Here is a 15116-nt window from a genome sequence, read left to right as displayed (position 1 = left end):
GCGCTGGCGCTGCGCCTGCGGCTGGCAGTCGAAGCGGCCGCCGGCACCGTGCTGACCGGCGTCACGCGCGCGCTGGGCGCCGGCCCGCTGTGCCGCGATCCCGATTTCGCCCGCATGGCGGCCGACCTGCCGGTGTTCCTGCGCCAGAGCCACGCCGAACGCGACCTGGCCGCGCTGGGCGCCCTATCCATCGAACTGGAAACCGACGCATGGACGCTGCCATGAACGACCACACCAACCTCGACACCGACGACGGCCAGCGCTTCATCGAAGGCGACGGCACGCCCGACGCCGACTGGCAAGCGTGGGGCGGACTGGCCGCGCTGCCGCTGCTCGACGTCGCCGCGCTGGTGCCGCCGGGCGCGCGCGCGGTAATCGTCGCGCCCCATCCGGACGACGAAATGCTGGGCTGCGGCGGCCTGTTGCAGGCGCTGGCGGCGCAGCGCAGCCGCACGCTGCTGGTGGCCGTCACCGACGGCGCGGCCAGCCATCCCGGTTCCCCGCTGTGGCCGCCGCACCGGCTGGCCTGCGCGCGGCCGCTGGAAACCGGCCACGCGCTCGACGTGCTCGGACTGGCAGGCACCCAGGTGATACGCGCCCGCCTGCCCGACGGCGACGTCGCCGCCCACGCGCCGCAGCTGCAAACCATGTTGCAGCAACTGCTGAGGCCCGGCGACGTGGTGTTCGCCACCTGGCGCCTGGACGGCCATCCCGACCACGAAGCGAGCGGCCACGCGGCGGCGCTGGCGGCGCGCGCCTGCCGCGCCACGCTGGTCGAACTGCCGATCTGGAGCTGGCACTGGGCCGCGCCGGGCGACGTCCGCATCCCGTGGCGGCGCGCGCGGCGGCTGGTGCTGAGCAGCGAACGGCTGCGACGCAAGCGCGACGCCATCCATTGCTATCACAGCCAGCTGCGCGCCGACCCGTCGACCGGACGCCCGTCGGTGCTGCCGCCCACGGTGCTCGAACGCCTGCTCCACCCTTACGAAATTTATTTTTTATGAACGCGATGACGACAGCGACAGCGACCGCGACCTCGGCGACTACGACGGCGGCGCCCGGCCCGATATCGGCCCACTTCCAGCAACTGTACCGCGACGACGCCGACCCCTGGCAGGTGCGCCAGCGCTGGTATGAACAGCGCAAGCGCGCGCTGCTGCTGGCCAGCCTGCCGCAGGCGCGCTATCGCAACGCCTACGAACCGGGCTGCGGCAACGGCGCGCTGACGGCCGAACTGGCGCCGCGCTGCGAGCGTCTGCTGGCCAGCGACGGCGCGGCCGAGGCGGTGCTGCTGACGCGCGGCCAGCTGGCCGGCGCACGCCATGTGACGGTGCGCCAGCAGCAGTTGCCGGCCGACTGGCCGCCACGCGGCAGCGGGCCGTTCGACCTGATCGTCATCAGCGAACTGGCCTACTACCTCGACGGCGCCGCCCTGGCGCGGCTGGTCGACTGCTGCGTGGCCGACCTGGCGCCGGGCGGCACCATCGTGCTGTGCCACTGGCGCCGCCCGTTCAAGGACCGCGTGCTGGCGCCGGCCCGCGTGCACGGCGGCTTCGACGCCCAGCCGGCGCTGCATCGGCTGCTGCGCCACGAGGAGGAGGATTTTTTGCTCGACGTCTGGTCCAACCAGGCGGCGTCGGTGGCCCAACGTGAAGGACTCGGCATATGATAGGCATCGTCATCCCCGCTCACAACGAGCAGTCCTACCTGGACGCCTGCCTGAGCGCCGTGGCGGCGGCGGCGCGTCATCCGACCCTGGAGGGCGAGGCGGTGCGGGTGCTGGTGGTGCTCGACGCCTGCAGCGACGCGTCGGCCGCCGTCGTCGCGCGGCACGCGGCGCGCAGCGACGGCCAATGCGCCATCGCCGGCGTCGCCGTCCAGGCCCGCAACGTCGGCGTGGCGCGCGCGTTCGGCGCGGCGCGGATGGTGGAAATGGGCGCCCGCTGGCTGGCCTTCACCGACGCCGACACGCGCGTCTCGCCGGCCTGGCTGGCCATGCAGCTGAGCCTGGGCGTCGACGTCGTCTGCGGCACGGTGGCCGTCGACGACTGGTCGCCGCACCGGGAACACGGCGCCGCCCTGAGCGCGCACTTCGCCCGCAGCTACACCGACGCCGACGGCCACCGCCACATCCACGGCGCCAACCTGGGCGTGGCGGCGGCCTATCTGCGCGCCGGCGGCTTCGAGCCGCTGGCCTGCAGCGAGGACGTGGCGCTGGTCGACGCGCTCGAACGCAGCGGCGCGCGCTTCGCCTGGAGCGCCGCGCCGCGCGTGGCCACCAGCGCGCGGCGCGACGCCAAGGCCCGCGGCGGTTTCGGCGACACCCTGCTGCGCTACGTGGCCGGCCTGCCCGCCTGAGCGCGAAGATACTGCGCGATGGGATGAAAATTCGCGCTGGCTGCGGTCCCACCCGCGATCAAGGCCGCGTCCTACAAGCGCGGCGCCGGCCGCATGACAGAATGAATTTTTAATCGCGGGACCGCCGGCCGCGATGGCCGGCGCTTCACGCCCGCATCGAACGAGGACAACATGTCACCAGCATCATCGAACGTCATGGCCGCCGCGCCGAGCGCCGCCACTGTCGACCACGCGGGCGCGCGCGACCATTATTTCGCGCTCGGCAAAGCCGATCCCGCGGCGTCGGAGCTGGACGCCGCGCGCGGCTATCTGCAAGACCAATTGCGCGCCTGCGCGGACTTGCCGGCCGACCTGCCGGACGACATCGACGCCATCGGCGCCTGGATAGACCGGCGCGGCGCCGCCATCGGCGAACAGTACCGCCAGTATCTGCAACAGCGCCGCGACGGCGCGCCGCGCCGCTACTTCAGCAACAAATCACACGCGCTGTACTTCCTCAAATCCGTCGCGCCGACCAAGCTGGTCGACGGCTCCTGGCTGTACGGCCTGCTGCCGCGCTGGCACGATATCGATTTCCGGCCGCTCATCAAAACCTATCTGGAAGAACTGGGCGACGGCGTGGCCGAGAAAAACCATGTGGTCCTGTACCGCAAGCTGCTGGCGGCGCACGGCTGCGAAGCGTGGCAAGACCTGAGCGACGACCATTTCGTGCAGGGCGCGATCCAGCTCGCGCTGGCCTATCACGCCGAGCACTTCCTGCCCGAAGTGATCGGCTTCAATCTCGGCTACGAACAGCTGCCGCTGCACCTGCTCATCACCTCCTACGAACTGAACGAACTGGGCATCGATCCGTATTACTTCACGCTGCATGTGACGGTCGACAACGCCGACACCGGCCACGCCCGGAAAGCGGCGCAGGGCTTGCGCGAGCTGATGCCGCGCGTCGGCGACGCCGCCGCGTTTTACCACCGCGTGCGCGACGGCTACCGGCTCAACGATCTGGGCGCGGGCACCACCGCGGTCATCGCCGGCTTCGACCTCGAGGCGGAACTGCTCGCCCTGCTGGCCGACAAAAGCGCCGCCGGCAAGAATATGCATTCCGACTATTGCCGCGTCGGCGGCCGCAGCGTCAACGACTGGCTGGCGACGCCGGCCCAGATCCCGGCCTTCCTCGACGCGCTGATCGAGGCCGGCTGGATCAAGCGCGGCGCAAGCGTCGAACAGAGCCGCTTCTGGCGCCTGGTCCACAGCGAGGACGCCGCCATGTTCGGCGTCTTCAGCAGCTACGAACAGCAAGTGCTGAAAGACTGGATCGAAGCGCCGGAAGCGGCGCAGGCGCCACGCCAGCTGACCTATCGCCAGCGCCAGCGCGCGCGCAGCGCACTGGCCAGCCAGAACCGTGGCGACCAGCCGTGGCCGCAGCGCGGCTTGCTGCGCCATTGCTACGGCGCCGCCGTCGATGGCCAGACGAACGAGCTGTCGGAGCTGGCGCTGCTGGAACGCCGGCTGGCCGACAGCGGCGACAAGGCGGCGGCGATGGCGCTGCTGATCCCGCTGATGTCGCCGGCCCACCACCACAGCGCGGCCGGCCTGATGGCGACCCGCATCTACAGCAAGCTGCTCGATTGAGCCGGCGCGAGCCGACATACGCCGCTGTGTGGTGTAGCTCACCATGCGGCGGCGGCGCCGTTGTTACTATATTTTTTCACTTCAAGGAGACGTCATGACCAATCGTGTCGGCAACAAAAACATCGCCCAGCAACGCAGCAAAGCCGAGCGCCTGCGCATTAAGCAAGCCAACATCGCTTCGGAAGCGATCAAGAAAATCGCGGCCAAGGCCAAGTACAAAAATGAAGTGAAGGGCCGCTTGTCGGCGGCGCAGGCCGCCCAGGCGTTCACGTCGGCGTGATCCGGCCGGCGCGGCTTTGCCGGCCGGCCGCGACGTTTCGACGGCCACAAAAAAACGCCCGGTTTCATATGAAGCCGGGCGTTTTTCTGACGGCCTTAGCGGATCGACGGGCTTATCGATCAACGGTCGTTTTTATGGCTTTGACGACCGGCGGCCGCATGCTGTTCAGGAGTACCGCCACGGGTCGACTGGCTGCCCGAACCCGCATCCGACTGTTTGCTGCCCGAGGAACCGGAACCGCTGTCCGAGCCCTTGCTGCCCGATTGCTTGCTCGACGAGCTGGAATCGTCGTTCTTGTGGCTTTGACGACCGGCTTCCACATGCTGCTCGTGCGTGCCACCTTGCGTGTGCGAACCGGAACCCGAGCCGGAGCCGGAGCCGGTGTTGGCCGACTGCTTGCTGCCACTGGTCGATTTGCTATCGGTACTGGTAGTGTTTTTGCCGCCGCTATTTTGATTCGAACTCATGGTGATATCTCCTGTTTATTTTCTCTTAGTAACCGGAGTGGTCGCTATCGAGGAGCGCCCATCATGCAGTGATTCGAGTAGCATGAAAATAGGATGAATGCGGGGCGGAACGTAGGATCGATATGAGTTCCGCGAGAACACAGCAGGACGGAGCCACAGTCGCGTTGCCGCGTCACTCGACCTCTCAAGCAATCATTCATTTCAGCCGTTGTTTTTGTGGCTTGGCGAATCAATTTCTCCACCGCGCCGCACTCCTCCGGCTCGAAATGAGCGAACATTGACGATCCAACACCAGCATTCGCCACCACTCTTCAAAACCGTACTCGGGAGGCGTCATGACTTCGTACGTCGATAACCTGTTGATAAAGCACGTAAAATTGAGTTCAATCGATGAGGCAAAACTGACGGCAAGGCTGGCTTCACTGGATGACAGCATGAAGTTATTGACGAGCCTTTCGAGGGAATTCGACAGTCAATCATCAAGCGCGAAATTCTACGAGTCGGTAGGCGTGGTCGCCATCCTGACCTCGCTGGTGAGCGACATCCTGCGCGACACGCTGGGTGCGTCCTTATCCAAATCGAACATGCTGATGAAACTGGGCCTGGAGAAAATTTACGACCAGGCCCGCGATGCCAAGTGGCAAGATAATCGCTACAAGAGCGTGATCGACTCCATCAAAAAAAACGGCGGCTACCTGGAAACCCTTGCAAAATTCGACAAGACCGGGATGACGCAAATGGCCATCACCGTCCACAAAAACATGCTGCAAAATGCAGTTGGCTTAGTCGGCTTCATGGAAGATTCGAAGGAGTCGCGCATGGCGCTGGGCAATGCGATCAGATCGCTACAAAAAAATATCGAGACTCTCGAATCGCAACGGCAAGGGGTGCAGTTCTATCTCGACACCGGAGCCGGCGCGCCACCACAGCAGAGATTCACGCCGCAAGCAATCCCCGCCAAGCTGCACTGACACGTGCCTGCTAAGCGGGGCATGCCAACTTGTCGTTCGAGGACCTGCCGGCCTGCCGGCCTTCCAGCCGACGCCGCCCCCCGCTTCGCGGCCGCGACGGCCCGGACTGACGCGCACGCCTACGGGAACAGCCGGGGATCGTACTGCCAGCGTTTCAGGGTTGTGGCGGTGATGGCGGCCGCGTCGGGATGAACCGGGTTAATCAAAATATTGAACTCGTCAGGCACGATCACCGACGGCACCAGCAGCAAGGCGCTGTTGCCGCCGGCGGCCCAGCTGTCGCCAGCCTGCCGCGCCGTCAGCCCGGCCGGGATGGCATCCCAGCCGCCCGGCAGCGGCTCGAGCTGCGCGCGGGCGCCCCACAGCGCGTCGGGGAGGTCGATGCGCACCAGGTAGCGGTTGTAGGGCAGCGTGCCGCCGCGCAGGTACAGCACGGTTTCCAGCGTGGCCAGCGCGATATTGGACGCGCAATACACCAGCGGCGTGCCCTTGCTGTTCCAGCGCCCGCCGCTGATCTTGGCCCCGGTTCCGCTCAGGTCGTTGGCCGTGTAGCTCGGCGTCTCGGTCGCGATACGCCACACCGGCACGGTCACGCGTAGGCTCCGCTCTGCGTCATCGCCAGCAGATCGGCCACCAGTTTCTGGCCTTCGAAGGTATCCATATAACTGGCCGGCGTGGCTCCGGCCAGCGCCGGCAGCGGCATGGACAGCCACCCTGCCACCCAACGCGCCGCGTCAAAACCGGCGGGGTCGCCGGACTGCTCGACCATGGTCTGCACCATGTCGATCAGCGACGCGACCCCCAGCAGGCGCTCCGACTCGTCGCGCGACAACAGGGCCGCTGCCCTTTCCTTGCGGCTGATGGTGGCGCGCGGCAATCCCAGGCTCGACAGCAGCAGTTCCTTGCCCATGCCCATGCGGTTCGACAGATCGGCCACGGCGGCGGCCGGTATGCCATGCCGGATCAAGCCGATACGGGTCTGCACATCGAGACCGTACAGGGCGGAAGTCATCTTGCCCTTTTGGCCGTCGCCCTCGAAATTGTTCGCTGCTATGACCTGCTCCCTACGCGACGCGGATTCGCGCAAAGGATCGTCGACCGTCATGCTTGTGCCGGTCGCAGGACGTTGGCTTTTACGGCCAGTGGCAACGGGCGGCGTCGTCAGGACGGTAGCGAGGGCTGCGCGTGCAGTACCACGAGGGGGAGCGGTCGGCTTGGGGGTGGGCTTGACTGTCATGTTGAACTCCTTTGAGACTACAGTATAGCTCGAATGATGCAAATGGAAAGCAGCTGTGGGGCCGTGCCATAGCGCGGTACAATATGCCAGCGAGCTTTACCAGGATCTGCTGACACAGCACGGCTTCGTTTGCAGCATGAGCCGCAAAGGCAACTGCTGGGATAATTCCGTGGCCGAACGCTTCTTCCTGAACCTCAAGATGGAACGTGTCTGGCAGCGCCAATATGCCAACCACGCCGACGCCAAGGCCGATATCACCGATTACATCGTCGGCTTCTATAACTGCAAACGCATCAATTCAGCATTGGGCAATCTGTCGCCCGCCATCTATGAACGGAAAATGGCAGCGCGCGAACCTATCGTTGTGTCCGGAATTACTTGACCACAGCATCCAGCGCCTGCGCCGCCGCGTGCTGGCGGACCTGGGCGTGTGGGGCGACCCGGCCGTCATCGCCGACGCGCGCCGCCGCTTCGCGCTGTTCGTGGCCGACCGCAACGCCATCAAGGCCGACGACCAGGCGCTGGTGCTGACCATCGTCGCGCGCGACGCCGACGCGGCGACCTTCGAGCAGCTGCACGCCATCGCCAAAGCTTCGCGCAACGAGACCGAGATCCGCCGCTACTACGCGGCGCTGATGGCCGTGCGCGATCCGCAACTGGCGCTGCAGGCGCGCGACATCGCGCTGTCGGCCGAGATACCGGCGCAGGCGGCGGAGCAGCGCCGGCGCTTTATCTTCGCGCTGGCCGACGAGCATCCGAAACTGTCGTGGGACACGTACACGGAAAATCTTGAGCTTTTGCTCGCATCCAGTCCGCAATACCGCTCGGTGATCATCGCCTCCAACACGCCGGCGATTTACGGCGACTACGTGCCGCTCGACGAACTGGAAGCCTGGTTGAAGAGTAAAGTGCCGGCGGCGATGTATCCGAACGTCGCGCGCGGCATGGAATCGGCGCGCTTCAAGCAGCACGAAAAGGCGCTGATGGTGCAGGCCGCCGACCGCTACGTCGCGTCGCGGCACTGACGCCGGCATCGCGGCGGCGCAGCGGTGTATGCCGCGCGCCGCCGCGTTCGCGCCTACCCGGCCAGGCCTTCGACGATGCGGAAATCGCGTTCGGCGCCGGCGCCCAGCGCGCGCAGCGCGGCTTGGTAGGCCTCGCAGGCGTACACCCGCTGCGCCTGCACATAGCTGTCGAATTGGACGATGACGGTGCGCTGCATCAGCCCTGCTTCGCGCGGCGCGATGGCGTCGGCGGTACGGACGATGATGGTGCCGCCGTTGTCGGCGATGGCCTTGACGGCCAACACGCCGTACGCTTTCAGCGCCGCCTCGTCCGACACCGAACGGTAGGCGACAACCCAGTAACCCTTATGCATGCTGCTCTCCTTTGAATTAACTATTATCCGGCCGGGTGCTGCGCAACGCCCGCCAGTTCCACATCGCCCCGGCCAGCAGCAAAACGCTGGTCAGGAAAAATACCGCGCGCATGCCGACCAGGCCACCGAGCGCGCCGCCCAGCAGCGGCCCTAAAACCTGTCCGGCATATTGCGACGATTGCGCATAGCCGAGCATCCTGCCAAGCGCCTTTTCGGGCACCGACTGGCGTATCACCTTGGCGACCGACGGCAGCAGGCCGGCCAGCGCCATGCCCATCAAAAATCGCAGCGCGGCCAGCTGCCACCACTGCGTGACGAAGGCTTGCGGGACCAGTAAAACGCCGGCCGCCAGCAGGCAGTATATGATGACTTTCCAGCCGCCGATGCGGTCGGCCAGGCGGCCCAGCCGCGCCGCCATCAGGATGCTGCCGAACGCGGAGGCGGCCATGACGATGCCGGCGTCCACCACGACGTGCGCGCGCTCGACACGCAGCTCGCCGAGAAAAAACGTCATGCGGATGCCGATGAGTCCCGGCAGCACGCCGCCGATCAGGGGGCCGATCAAGGTGCCCGACAACGCGCCGGCGGACAGGATGCCCAGCGCCCAGCCGGAGCGCTCGCGCGGCGTCTGCGTCGCCACCAGCAGCGTGGCGGACGATGCGTAACCGCCTATCAAACCGGCCGCGAGACGCAGCAGCACGCGCCGGCGCTTACCAGCGGCCGCGCTGCGAACCGCCACCGATGTGCAACACCTCCCCTGTCACCTGCTGCGCTTCGGTCAGGTAGACGATGCCGTCGGCGATCTGCTCGGCGCTGGAGATGGTGCCCATCGGCGACAGCGTCTTCAGGAAATCCTGGGGATCGTCCTTGTGCATGGGCGTGTCGACGATGCCGGGCGCCACCAGGTTGAAGCGGATATGGTCCTTGGCGTATTCGATGGCCAGGTTGCTGGTGCCGCCGGCGATGCCGCCCTTGGTCATCATCGACACCGAGCTGTTGACGCCGCGCAGCGGGTTGCTCAGCAGCGTGGTGGTCACGCCGACGACGCTGCCGCCGCGCTGCTGGGCCAGGAATTGTTTGACGACCTGCTGGGTGATGTACAGGTAGCCTTCGAGGTTGGTGTGCACCAGCTTCTTGAAGTCGTCCGCCGTGAAGTCGGTGAACGGCTTGGCCATGAAGATGCCGGCGTTGTTCACCAGCGCGTCGACGCCGCCGAAGCGCTGCACCGCCGCCGCCACGACCTTGGCGGCGGTAGCGGCGTCGCCGATGTCGCCGTCGACCAGCAGCAGCCGGTCGGAAGCGGCCAGCTCGGTCGATTGGCTGATGTTGCGCGACGTGCCGACGACGTTGTAGCCGCGTGCCAGAAAGGCCTTGGCGGCGGCGGCGCCGATGCCTTGCGATGCGCCGGTGATGATGACGGTTTTTTGCTGTTGCCTCATGATGGACTCCAGAAGATAGTTGACTAAGATGGCTGACTAAACGGCTGACTAAACGGCTGACTAAGTTGGCAAACTAAGTTGGCAAACCACAGTGGCGAACCCAGGGATAGCCGTCCGCGCGGCAGGCGCTGGCGGACGGCCGGCGGCTCGCCATGAGCCGCCGTACTGCTTACCAGCGGCCGCGCTGCGCACCTCCGCCGACGGCCAGCGTTTCGCCGGTCACCTGCTGCGCTTCGGTCAGGTAGACGATGCCTTCGGCGATCTGCTCGGAGCTGGAGATGGTGCCCATCGGCGCCAGCGTCTTCAGGAAGTCCTTAGGATTGTCCTTGTGCATGGGCGTGTCGACGATGCCGGGCGCGACCAGGTTGAAACGGATGTGGTCCTTGGCGTATTCGATGGCCAGGTTAGCGGTGGCGCCTTCGATGCCGCCCTTGGTCATCATCGACACGGCGCAGTTCATGCCGGCCACTGGGTTGCTCAGCAAGGTGGTGGTCACGCCGACGACGCTGCCGCCGCGCTTCTGTTCCAGCATCTGCTTGACCACCAGCTGGGTGATGTACAGATAGCCTTCCAGGTTGGTATGCACCAGGTTCTGGAAGTCTTGCGCCGTGAAATCGGTGAAGGCCTTGCCGACGAAGATGCCGGCGTTGTTGACCAGGCCATCGATGCCGCCGAAGCGCTGCACAGCCGCTGCGACAACCTTGGCCGCGGTGGCGGCGTCGCCGATGTCGCCGTCGACCAGCAACAGGCGGTCCGACGCGGTCAGCCCGGTCGATTTGCTGATGTTGCGCGAGGTACCCACGACGTTGTAGCCGCGTGCCAGGAAGGCCTTGGCGGTGGCGGCGCCGATGCCTTGCGATGCGCCGGTGACGATGATGGTTTTTTGCTGGGTCATGATGTGCTCCAAATGGGATGGTATGAAATCCGGTACGGCTTTAAGTTCCGGTGAGAGCACTTTACTGCGGCCCTCCACGTTGATAAAGACCACTTCAGGCGATATTGTTGTTACGTGATGTAATCAATTATGGCAAAAATCCACGATATTCTGGTCGCGTAGTACTGACACGCACACTTTTATGGAGTATCAATATGTTGAACCTGCACTACTGGCCCACCGCCAACGGCAATAAAATCACCGTGTTTTTAGAGGAGGCGGCGCTCGATTACCGGGTCTTCCCTATCCAGTTATCGAAGAACGAGCAATCGCATCCCGACTTCGCCGCCATCTCGCCCAATAAGCGCATACCCGCCATCGTCGACTTGCTGCCTGCTATCCGTGGATCGCCGCGCACCAGCGGCAGGGCCAGCAGCTGGCGGACTTTGCGGCGCTGTCGCGCTGGGTCGCGCGCATCGCGGCGCGGCCGGCGACGCAGCGCGCCTATGCGCTGGCCGATGGCATCATCCGCGCGGCCCGGGACCGGGCGCAAAAGGAAGTGACAGTGCAGCCGGCCTGACAACGCACAACGCCGCCAGCATCGCCGGAATGAGCGGCGACGCTGGCGGCGTCTCTTGAGTTGCGACTTCCGCCGCTATTTACGTTGCTACGGCGAATCAGGCCGACAAATGCTTCAGGTTGCTCTCCAGTTCCTCGACGCTGGCGTAGCCGCCGCTGAGTGCCTGCACGTGACCATCCTTTTCCAGCAACAAAGCCGGGAAGCTGTTGACGCCGTAACCACGGGCGCGCGCGAAATCGGCGGCGGTGGCGGCGATGGTGTCGGCCGCCGTCCAGGCCTGATAAAAGCTTGCCGCGTCGATCGCGTGGCCGGCGTCGGTCAGCGCCTTGGCCGCCAGCAGCGACAGCGTGTGGCCGTCGGTGGTGTCGACCGCTTCCACATAGAAGCCGCGTTGCAGCGCGCGGAACACGGACAGCAGGTCCACCTGCGGCGCCAGCCGGCGCGCGGCCACGAAGGCGCGGCAGATCGGTTCGGTGTCGTAGATGAAGTCCTTGCGGGCCAGGAAGCCTTCGCGGTTGAACGGCAGGCCGCTGGCCTCCTCCACCCGCGCCCAGTGCGACAGGCGGAAGCGCTTGCCGGCGTCATCAAGTTTTTCGGTGCCGCCGGGACGCAGGCCGCCGGCAACGATGTCGATGCCCAGTTCCGGATGGCGCTGCGCCAGCTCGGACAATTCCTCGCCGAAGCCGTAGCACCACGAGCACATCGGATCGGCGATATAGATCAGTTTCATTGTTTTGCTCTCTAAAATAGTGCGGCTCAGCCGGCGATTTTCTTGGCCGCTTCGCGCGCGCGCAAGGTGGTCACGTTTTCGCGCGCGACACCCCAGTTGTCGGTGTCGACTTCGTCGATGATGACAAAGGTGGTGGCCGGATTTTTGTTGAGCACGCGGCTCAGCAGGTCGGTGGCGCCCTCGATCAGTTGCAGCTTTTGCTCAGGGGTGACGCCTTCGCGGGTGACGCGGATATTGACGTATGGCATGGTGGTAGCTCCATTCAGTTGGCGTTGCGGTCGGGACGGACATCTGTTGCGGTCCGTTATCATCGACTATACTTTCGGCTGCCAGGTTAATAAACCGCCTCCATCGCAATTGAGTTGATACATCAAGTAACAAGCGCAAGTAAGCAGCGCACAGCACAAGCCCCGGTTAATTATGCAAGCAGGTAACGATCATGCAACGCAACTTCGATAACGTTCTGCTCGGCAGCATCGAGCTGTTTTGCTTTGCCGCCGAGCTGGGTAATTTCACGGCCGCGGCCAACGCGGCGGGTGTCACGCCGGCCGCCGTCAGCCGCTCCATTTCGCGGCTGGAGGAACGCCTCGGCGTACGGCTGTTCGTGCGCACGACGCGGCAAATCCGCTTGACCGACTCCGGCCGCGTCTATTTCGACCAATGCCGCCAGGCGCTGGGCCAGCTGGTCGACGCCGAGCGTGAAATCACCGGCGGCCAGACCACGCCGTCGGGCATGCTGCGCATCAGCATGCCGACCACCTACGGCCACTACCGGGTGCTGCCGCTGCTGGCCGAGTTCCGCGGGCGCTATCCGGACGTGCAGGTCGAAATCCACCTCAGCAACCGCAATATCGACTTCGCCGACGAAGGCTACGACCTGGCCATCCGCGTGCGCAATCCGGCCGATTCCAACCTCATCGCCCGCAAGCTGGAGGACGCGGAACTGGTGCTGGTGGCCACGCCCGGCTATCTGAAGCGGGCCGGCATACCGACCACCCCCGAGCAGTTATTGCAACACGATTGCATACAGTTCGAGTTGCCCAGCACCGGCCGCCGGATACCGTGGCCGCTGCAGGTCGACGGCGAGGTGGTCGAACTGGCCACCACCGGCGGCTACTGCTGCTCCGACGACGTACTCGGCATCGTCACGCTGGCGCGTAGCGGCGCCGGCGTGGTCCAGACCTACCGCTACATCGTCGCCGAGGATATCCGGCGCGGCGAGCTGGTCGAGCTGATGCCGCAATTCGGCGGCACGTCGCGGCCCTTCATCCTGCTGTATCCGCACGCGCGCCACCTGTCGCAGCGGGTGCGCGCCTTCGTCGATTTCCTCGTCGGCCGGATGGCGGAAATCGTCCAAGCCGAGGCGAAACAAGTTAAATTCTCAAAATAAGATCGACCGATTCATAATTATTCGTTTTTTAAAATGCTCGCGCCGCTCTAAAGTATGGTGACAGCAACCATCACCAAAGAGGAAACGACATGGATACCACATCCGAACCGGCGCGACACACACCGTCGCTGGCGGTGCTACTGGCCAGCAGCTTCGCCTTCATCATCGTCCAGCTGGACGTCACCATCGTCAACGTCGCCTTGCCGAAGATGGGCGCGGAACTCAGTGCCAGCGTCAGCGCCTTGCAATGGGTGGTCGACGCCTACACGCTGGGCTTCGCCGTGTTCCTGCTGTCGGCCGGCGTGATGGGCGACAAATTCGGCTCCAAGCGCGTGTTCCTGGCCGGTTTCGGCCTGTTCACGCTGGCCTCCATCGCCTGCGCCATGGCGCCGTCGGCGCTGGCGCTGAACGTGGCGCGCGCGCTGCAAGGCATCGGTGCGGCCTTGCTGGTGCCGAGTTCGCTGGCCATCCTCAATTTCGCTTATGCCCACGATAAAAAGATGCTGGCCAAGGCCATCGGCTGGTGGACGGCGGCCGGCGGCGTGTCGATCGCGGCCGGCCCGGTGATCGGCGGCCTGTTGTTGTCGACGGCGGGCTGGCGCAGCATCTTCTGGGTGAATGTGCCGATCTGTATCGCCGGCTTCGCGCTGACCTGCTACGTCGTGCCGCGCATGCAAAGCAAGGCGTCGTCGCGCCATTTCGACCTGCCCGGCCAGCTGTTGTCGGTGCTCGCGCTGGCCGGCTTTATCGGCGCGGTGATCGAGGTGCAGGCGCTGGGCTTTTCCAGCGTGGTGGTGCAAGGCGGCTTTATCACGGCGTTCGTGGCCGGCGCGGCGTTCCTGATCGTCGAAAGCCGCGTACCCGCGCCGATGCTGCCGCTGAAACTGTTCCACAGCATGCGCTTCTCGGGCGCCGTGCTGTTCGGCGTGCTGGTCAATTTCGCCTACTATGGCGTGATTTTCGTGCTCAGTTTTTACCTGCAAAAAGTGCGCGGCTTTTCCGTCATGCAGACCGGCCTGACCTTCCTGCCGCTGACCGGCACCTTCATCTTCTCCAACATCGCCAGCGGACGCCTGTCGGCCCGCACCGGCTTGCGCACGCCGATGGTGCTGGGCGGGCTGATCTGCTGCAGCGGCTATGCGCTACTGGGCAGGTTCGGCATCTCCGACCACGCTACTTTCCTCGACATGCTGCCCGGCCTGGCGCTGATCCCGGCCGGCATGGGCCTGGCGGTGCCGGCGATGACGACATCGATCTTATCGAGCGTCGAACGGCATCAGGCGGGCACGGCGTCGGCTGTGCTGAACACGGCGCGCCAGGTCGGCGGCGCCACCGGCGTGGCGATTTTCGGCGCGATCGTCGCGGCCGGCAGCGGCGTGGAAATTATGGGCGGGGTGCAAAACGTGATGGGCATCTCGGCAGTGCTGTTGCTGGCCGCGGCCGCCATGGCCTTCTTCAGCCGGGCCGGCGTGGCACCGCTGGCCAAGGCCGCCTGAGCATCCTGATATCTGGCGCCACCGCATCGCCATGCGGCGGCGCTTTTCATCCATACCGTTTATATCGTTTATACCTTATGTATCTTTTCTGAATATTCTCATCACTCCCGCCACCCATTCTCATAAGGTCACCTCTAGAAACCTAGCCTGCCGTTCGCAGGTTCGGTAAAATTCTGGCATCAGCCCGCGACCAATGAATACCACAATGATGAAGCCCCGGATCAGCCTGTTTGCCGAACATGAACGCGAAGACCGTCGTACCAAGATCGGCGATCCGCTGGTCGGCT

At 65.1% G+C, this 15116-nt stretch carries 18 protein-coding genes and 3 pseudogenes; 12 read left to right on the top strand and 9 right to left on the bottom strand.

Annotation, left to right across the window (positions count from 1 at the left end; translation table 11 throughout):
• From Q0S71_RS19225 to Q0S71_RS19200, 6 genes and pseudogenes are all read left to right on the top strand, one after another.
• Positions 1–225 (top strand): annotated as a pseudogene (locus Q0S71_RS19225) (acyl-CoA dehydrogenase); the annotation flags it as partial.
• Positions 222–1004, top strand: a complete 783-nt coding sequence (locus Q0S71_RS19220) for a PIG-L family deacetylase (RefSeq protein WP_295999475.1) — start codon at positions 222–224, stop codon at positions 1002–1004. The pseudogene Q0S71_RS19225 and the gene Q0S71_RS19220, both read left to right, overlap by 4 nt.
• Positions 1005–1009: 5 nt before the next feature.
• Entirely contained in the window at positions 1010–1669 is a 660-nt protein-coding gene (locus Q0S71_RS19215) for an SAM-dependent methyltransferase (RefSeq protein WP_295999473.1), read from the top strand.
• Entirely contained in the window at positions 1666–2358 is a 693-nt protein-coding gene (locus Q0S71_RS19210; protein WP_295999471.1) for a glycosyltransferase, read from the top strand. The genes Q0S71_RS19215 and Q0S71_RS19210 overlap by 4 nt, the downstream gene beginning before the upstream one ends.
• Before the next feature lie 171 nt (positions 2359–2529).
• Entirely contained in the window at positions 2530–3987 is a 1458-nt protein-coding gene (locus Q0S71_RS19205) for an iron-containing redox enzyme family protein (RefSeq protein ID WP_295999469.1), read from the top strand.
• Positions 3988–4081: 94 nt separating this feature from the next.
• Complete coding sequence (locus tag Q0S71_RS19200) at positions 4082–4267, top strand: hypothetical protein (RefSeq protein ID WP_295999467.1); 186 nt, start codon at positions 4082–4084, stop codon at positions 4265–4267.
• 119 nt (positions 4268–4386) lie between these two features.
• Here the strand turns inward: Q0S71_RS19200 and Q0S71_RS19195 are convergent, their stop codons facing one another.
• Positions 4387–4734 carry a hypothetical protein gene (locus Q0S71_RS19195; RefSeq protein ID WP_295999466.1) on the bottom strand — a complete coding sequence of 116 codons (348 nt, stop codon included), beginning with the start codon at positions 4732–4734 and terminating at the stop codon, positions 4387–4389.
• Positions 4735–5069: 335 nt separating this feature from the next.
• Between Q0S71_RS19195 and Q0S71_RS19190 the strand changes: the two genes are divergently transcribed.
• On the top strand, positions 5070–5705 hold the full coding sequence (locus Q0S71_RS19190) for a hypothetical protein (RefSeq protein ID WP_295999464.1): 636 nt from the start codon (positions 5070–5072) through the stop codon (positions 5703–5705).
• Between the two features lie 119 nt (positions 5706–5824).
• Here the strand turns inward: Q0S71_RS19190 and Q0S71_RS19185 are convergent, their stop codons facing one another.
• Complete coding sequence (locus Q0S71_RS19185; RefSeq protein WP_295999461.1) at positions 5825–6298, bottom strand: RES family NAD+ phosphorylase; 474 nt, start codon at positions 6296–6298, stop codon at positions 5825–5827.
• Entirely contained in the window at positions 6295–6810 is a 516-nt protein-coding gene (locus Q0S71_RS19180) for an antitoxin Xre-like helix-turn-helix domain-containing protein (RefSeq protein WP_295999459.1), read from the bottom strand. Before Q0S71_RS19180 ends, Q0S71_RS19185 begins: the two co-directional genes overlap by 4 nt.
• Positions 6811–7021: 211 nt before the next feature.
• On the opposite strand from Q0S71_RS19180, the pseudogene Q0S71_RS19175 reads away from it, so the two are divergent.
• Positions 7022–7324, top strand: a pseudogene (locus Q0S71_RS19175) (IS3 family transposase); the annotation flags it as partial.
• A complete protein-coding gene (locus Q0S71_RS19170) occupies positions 7305–7967 on the top strand; it encodes an ERAP1-like C-terminal domain-containing protein (protein ID WP_295999457.1) in 663 nt (220 codons plus the stop codon). The pseudogene Q0S71_RS19175 and the gene Q0S71_RS19170, both read left to right, overlap by 20 nt.
• 53 nt (positions 7968–8020) lie before the next feature.
• Here Q0S71_RS19170 and Q0S71_RS19165 read toward each other — a convergent pair whose 3' ends face one another.
• The 4 genes from Q0S71_RS19165 to Q0S71_RS19150 all read right to left on the bottom strand — a co-directional run bounded on the left by Q0S71_RS19165 (position 8021) and on the right by Q0S71_RS19150 (position 10654).
• Positions 8021–8320: a DUF1330 domain-containing protein gene (locus Q0S71_RS19165; RefSeq protein WP_295999455.1), complete on the bottom strand. Its 300-nt coding sequence runs from the start codon at positions 8318–8320 to the stop codon at positions 8021–8023.
• 16 nt (positions 8321–8336) lie between these two features.
• Positions 8337–9020, bottom strand: a complete 684-nt coding sequence (locus tag Q0S71_RS19160) for an MFS transporter (protein WP_367185321.1) — start codon at positions 9018–9020, stop codon at positions 8337–8339.
• Between the two features lie 10 nt (positions 9021–9030).
• Positions 9031–9759, bottom strand: coding sequence for an SDR family NAD(P)-dependent oxidoreductase (locus Q0S71_RS19155; RefSeq protein ID WP_295999453.1), 729 nt, complete (start codon positions 9757–9759; stop codon positions 9031–9033).
• A 169-nt stretch (positions 9760–9928) separates the two neighbouring features.
• Entirely contained in the window at positions 9929–10654 is a 726-nt protein-coding gene (locus Q0S71_RS19150; protein WP_295999451.1) for an SDR family NAD(P)-dependent oxidoreductase, read from the bottom strand.
• 194 nt (positions 10655–10848) lie between these two features.
• Between Q0S71_RS19150 and Q0S71_RS19145 the strand changes: the two are divergent.
• Positions 10849–11159 (top strand): annotated as a pseudogene (locus tag Q0S71_RS19145) (hypothetical protein); the annotation flags it as partial.
• A gap of 151 nt (positions 11160–11310) precedes the next feature.
• Here the strand turns inward: Q0S71_RS19145 and Q0S71_RS19140 are convergent.
• Positions 11311–11943 carry a DsbA family protein gene (locus Q0S71_RS19140; protein WP_295999449.1) on the bottom strand — a complete coding sequence of 211 codons (633 nt, stop codon included), beginning with the start codon at positions 11941–11943 and terminating at the stop codon, positions 11311–11313.
• Positions 11944–11969: 26 nt separating this feature from the next.
• On the bottom strand, positions 11970–12191 hold the full coding sequence (locus Q0S71_RS19135) for a 4-oxalocrotonate tautomerase family protein (protein ID WP_295999447.1): 222 nt from the start codon (positions 12189–12191) through the stop codon (positions 11970–11972).
• Positions 12192–12382: 191 nt separating this feature from the next.
• Here Q0S71_RS19135 and Q0S71_RS19130 point away from each other — a divergent pair, with 191 nt between their 5' ends.
• Both Q0S71_RS19130 and Q0S71_RS19125 read left to right on the top strand, forming a co-directional pair.
• Positions 12383–13333 carry a LysR family transcriptional regulator gene (locus Q0S71_RS19130; RefSeq protein WP_295999446.1) on the top strand — a complete coding sequence of 317 codons (951 nt, stop codon included), beginning with the start codon at positions 12383–12385 and terminating at the stop codon, positions 13331–13333.
• Between the two features lie 89 nt (positions 13334–13422).
• Positions 13423–14829 (top strand): MFS transporter, encoded by a 1407-nt coding sequence (locus tag Q0S71_RS19125; protein ID WP_295999444.1) that lies wholly within the window; start codon positions 13423–13425, stop codon positions 14827–14829.
• Positions 14830–15116: the final 287 nt, after the last annotated feature.

The organism is Rugamonas sp. (assembly GCF_025354735.1).
Taxonomy (GTDB): Bacteria; Pseudomonadota; Gammaproteobacteria; order Burkholderiales; family Burkholderiaceae_D; genus Rugamonas.
The sequence above is the reverse complement of the archived record's forward strand: the minus strand, read 5'-3'. Positions and strand labels throughout refer to the sequence as shown.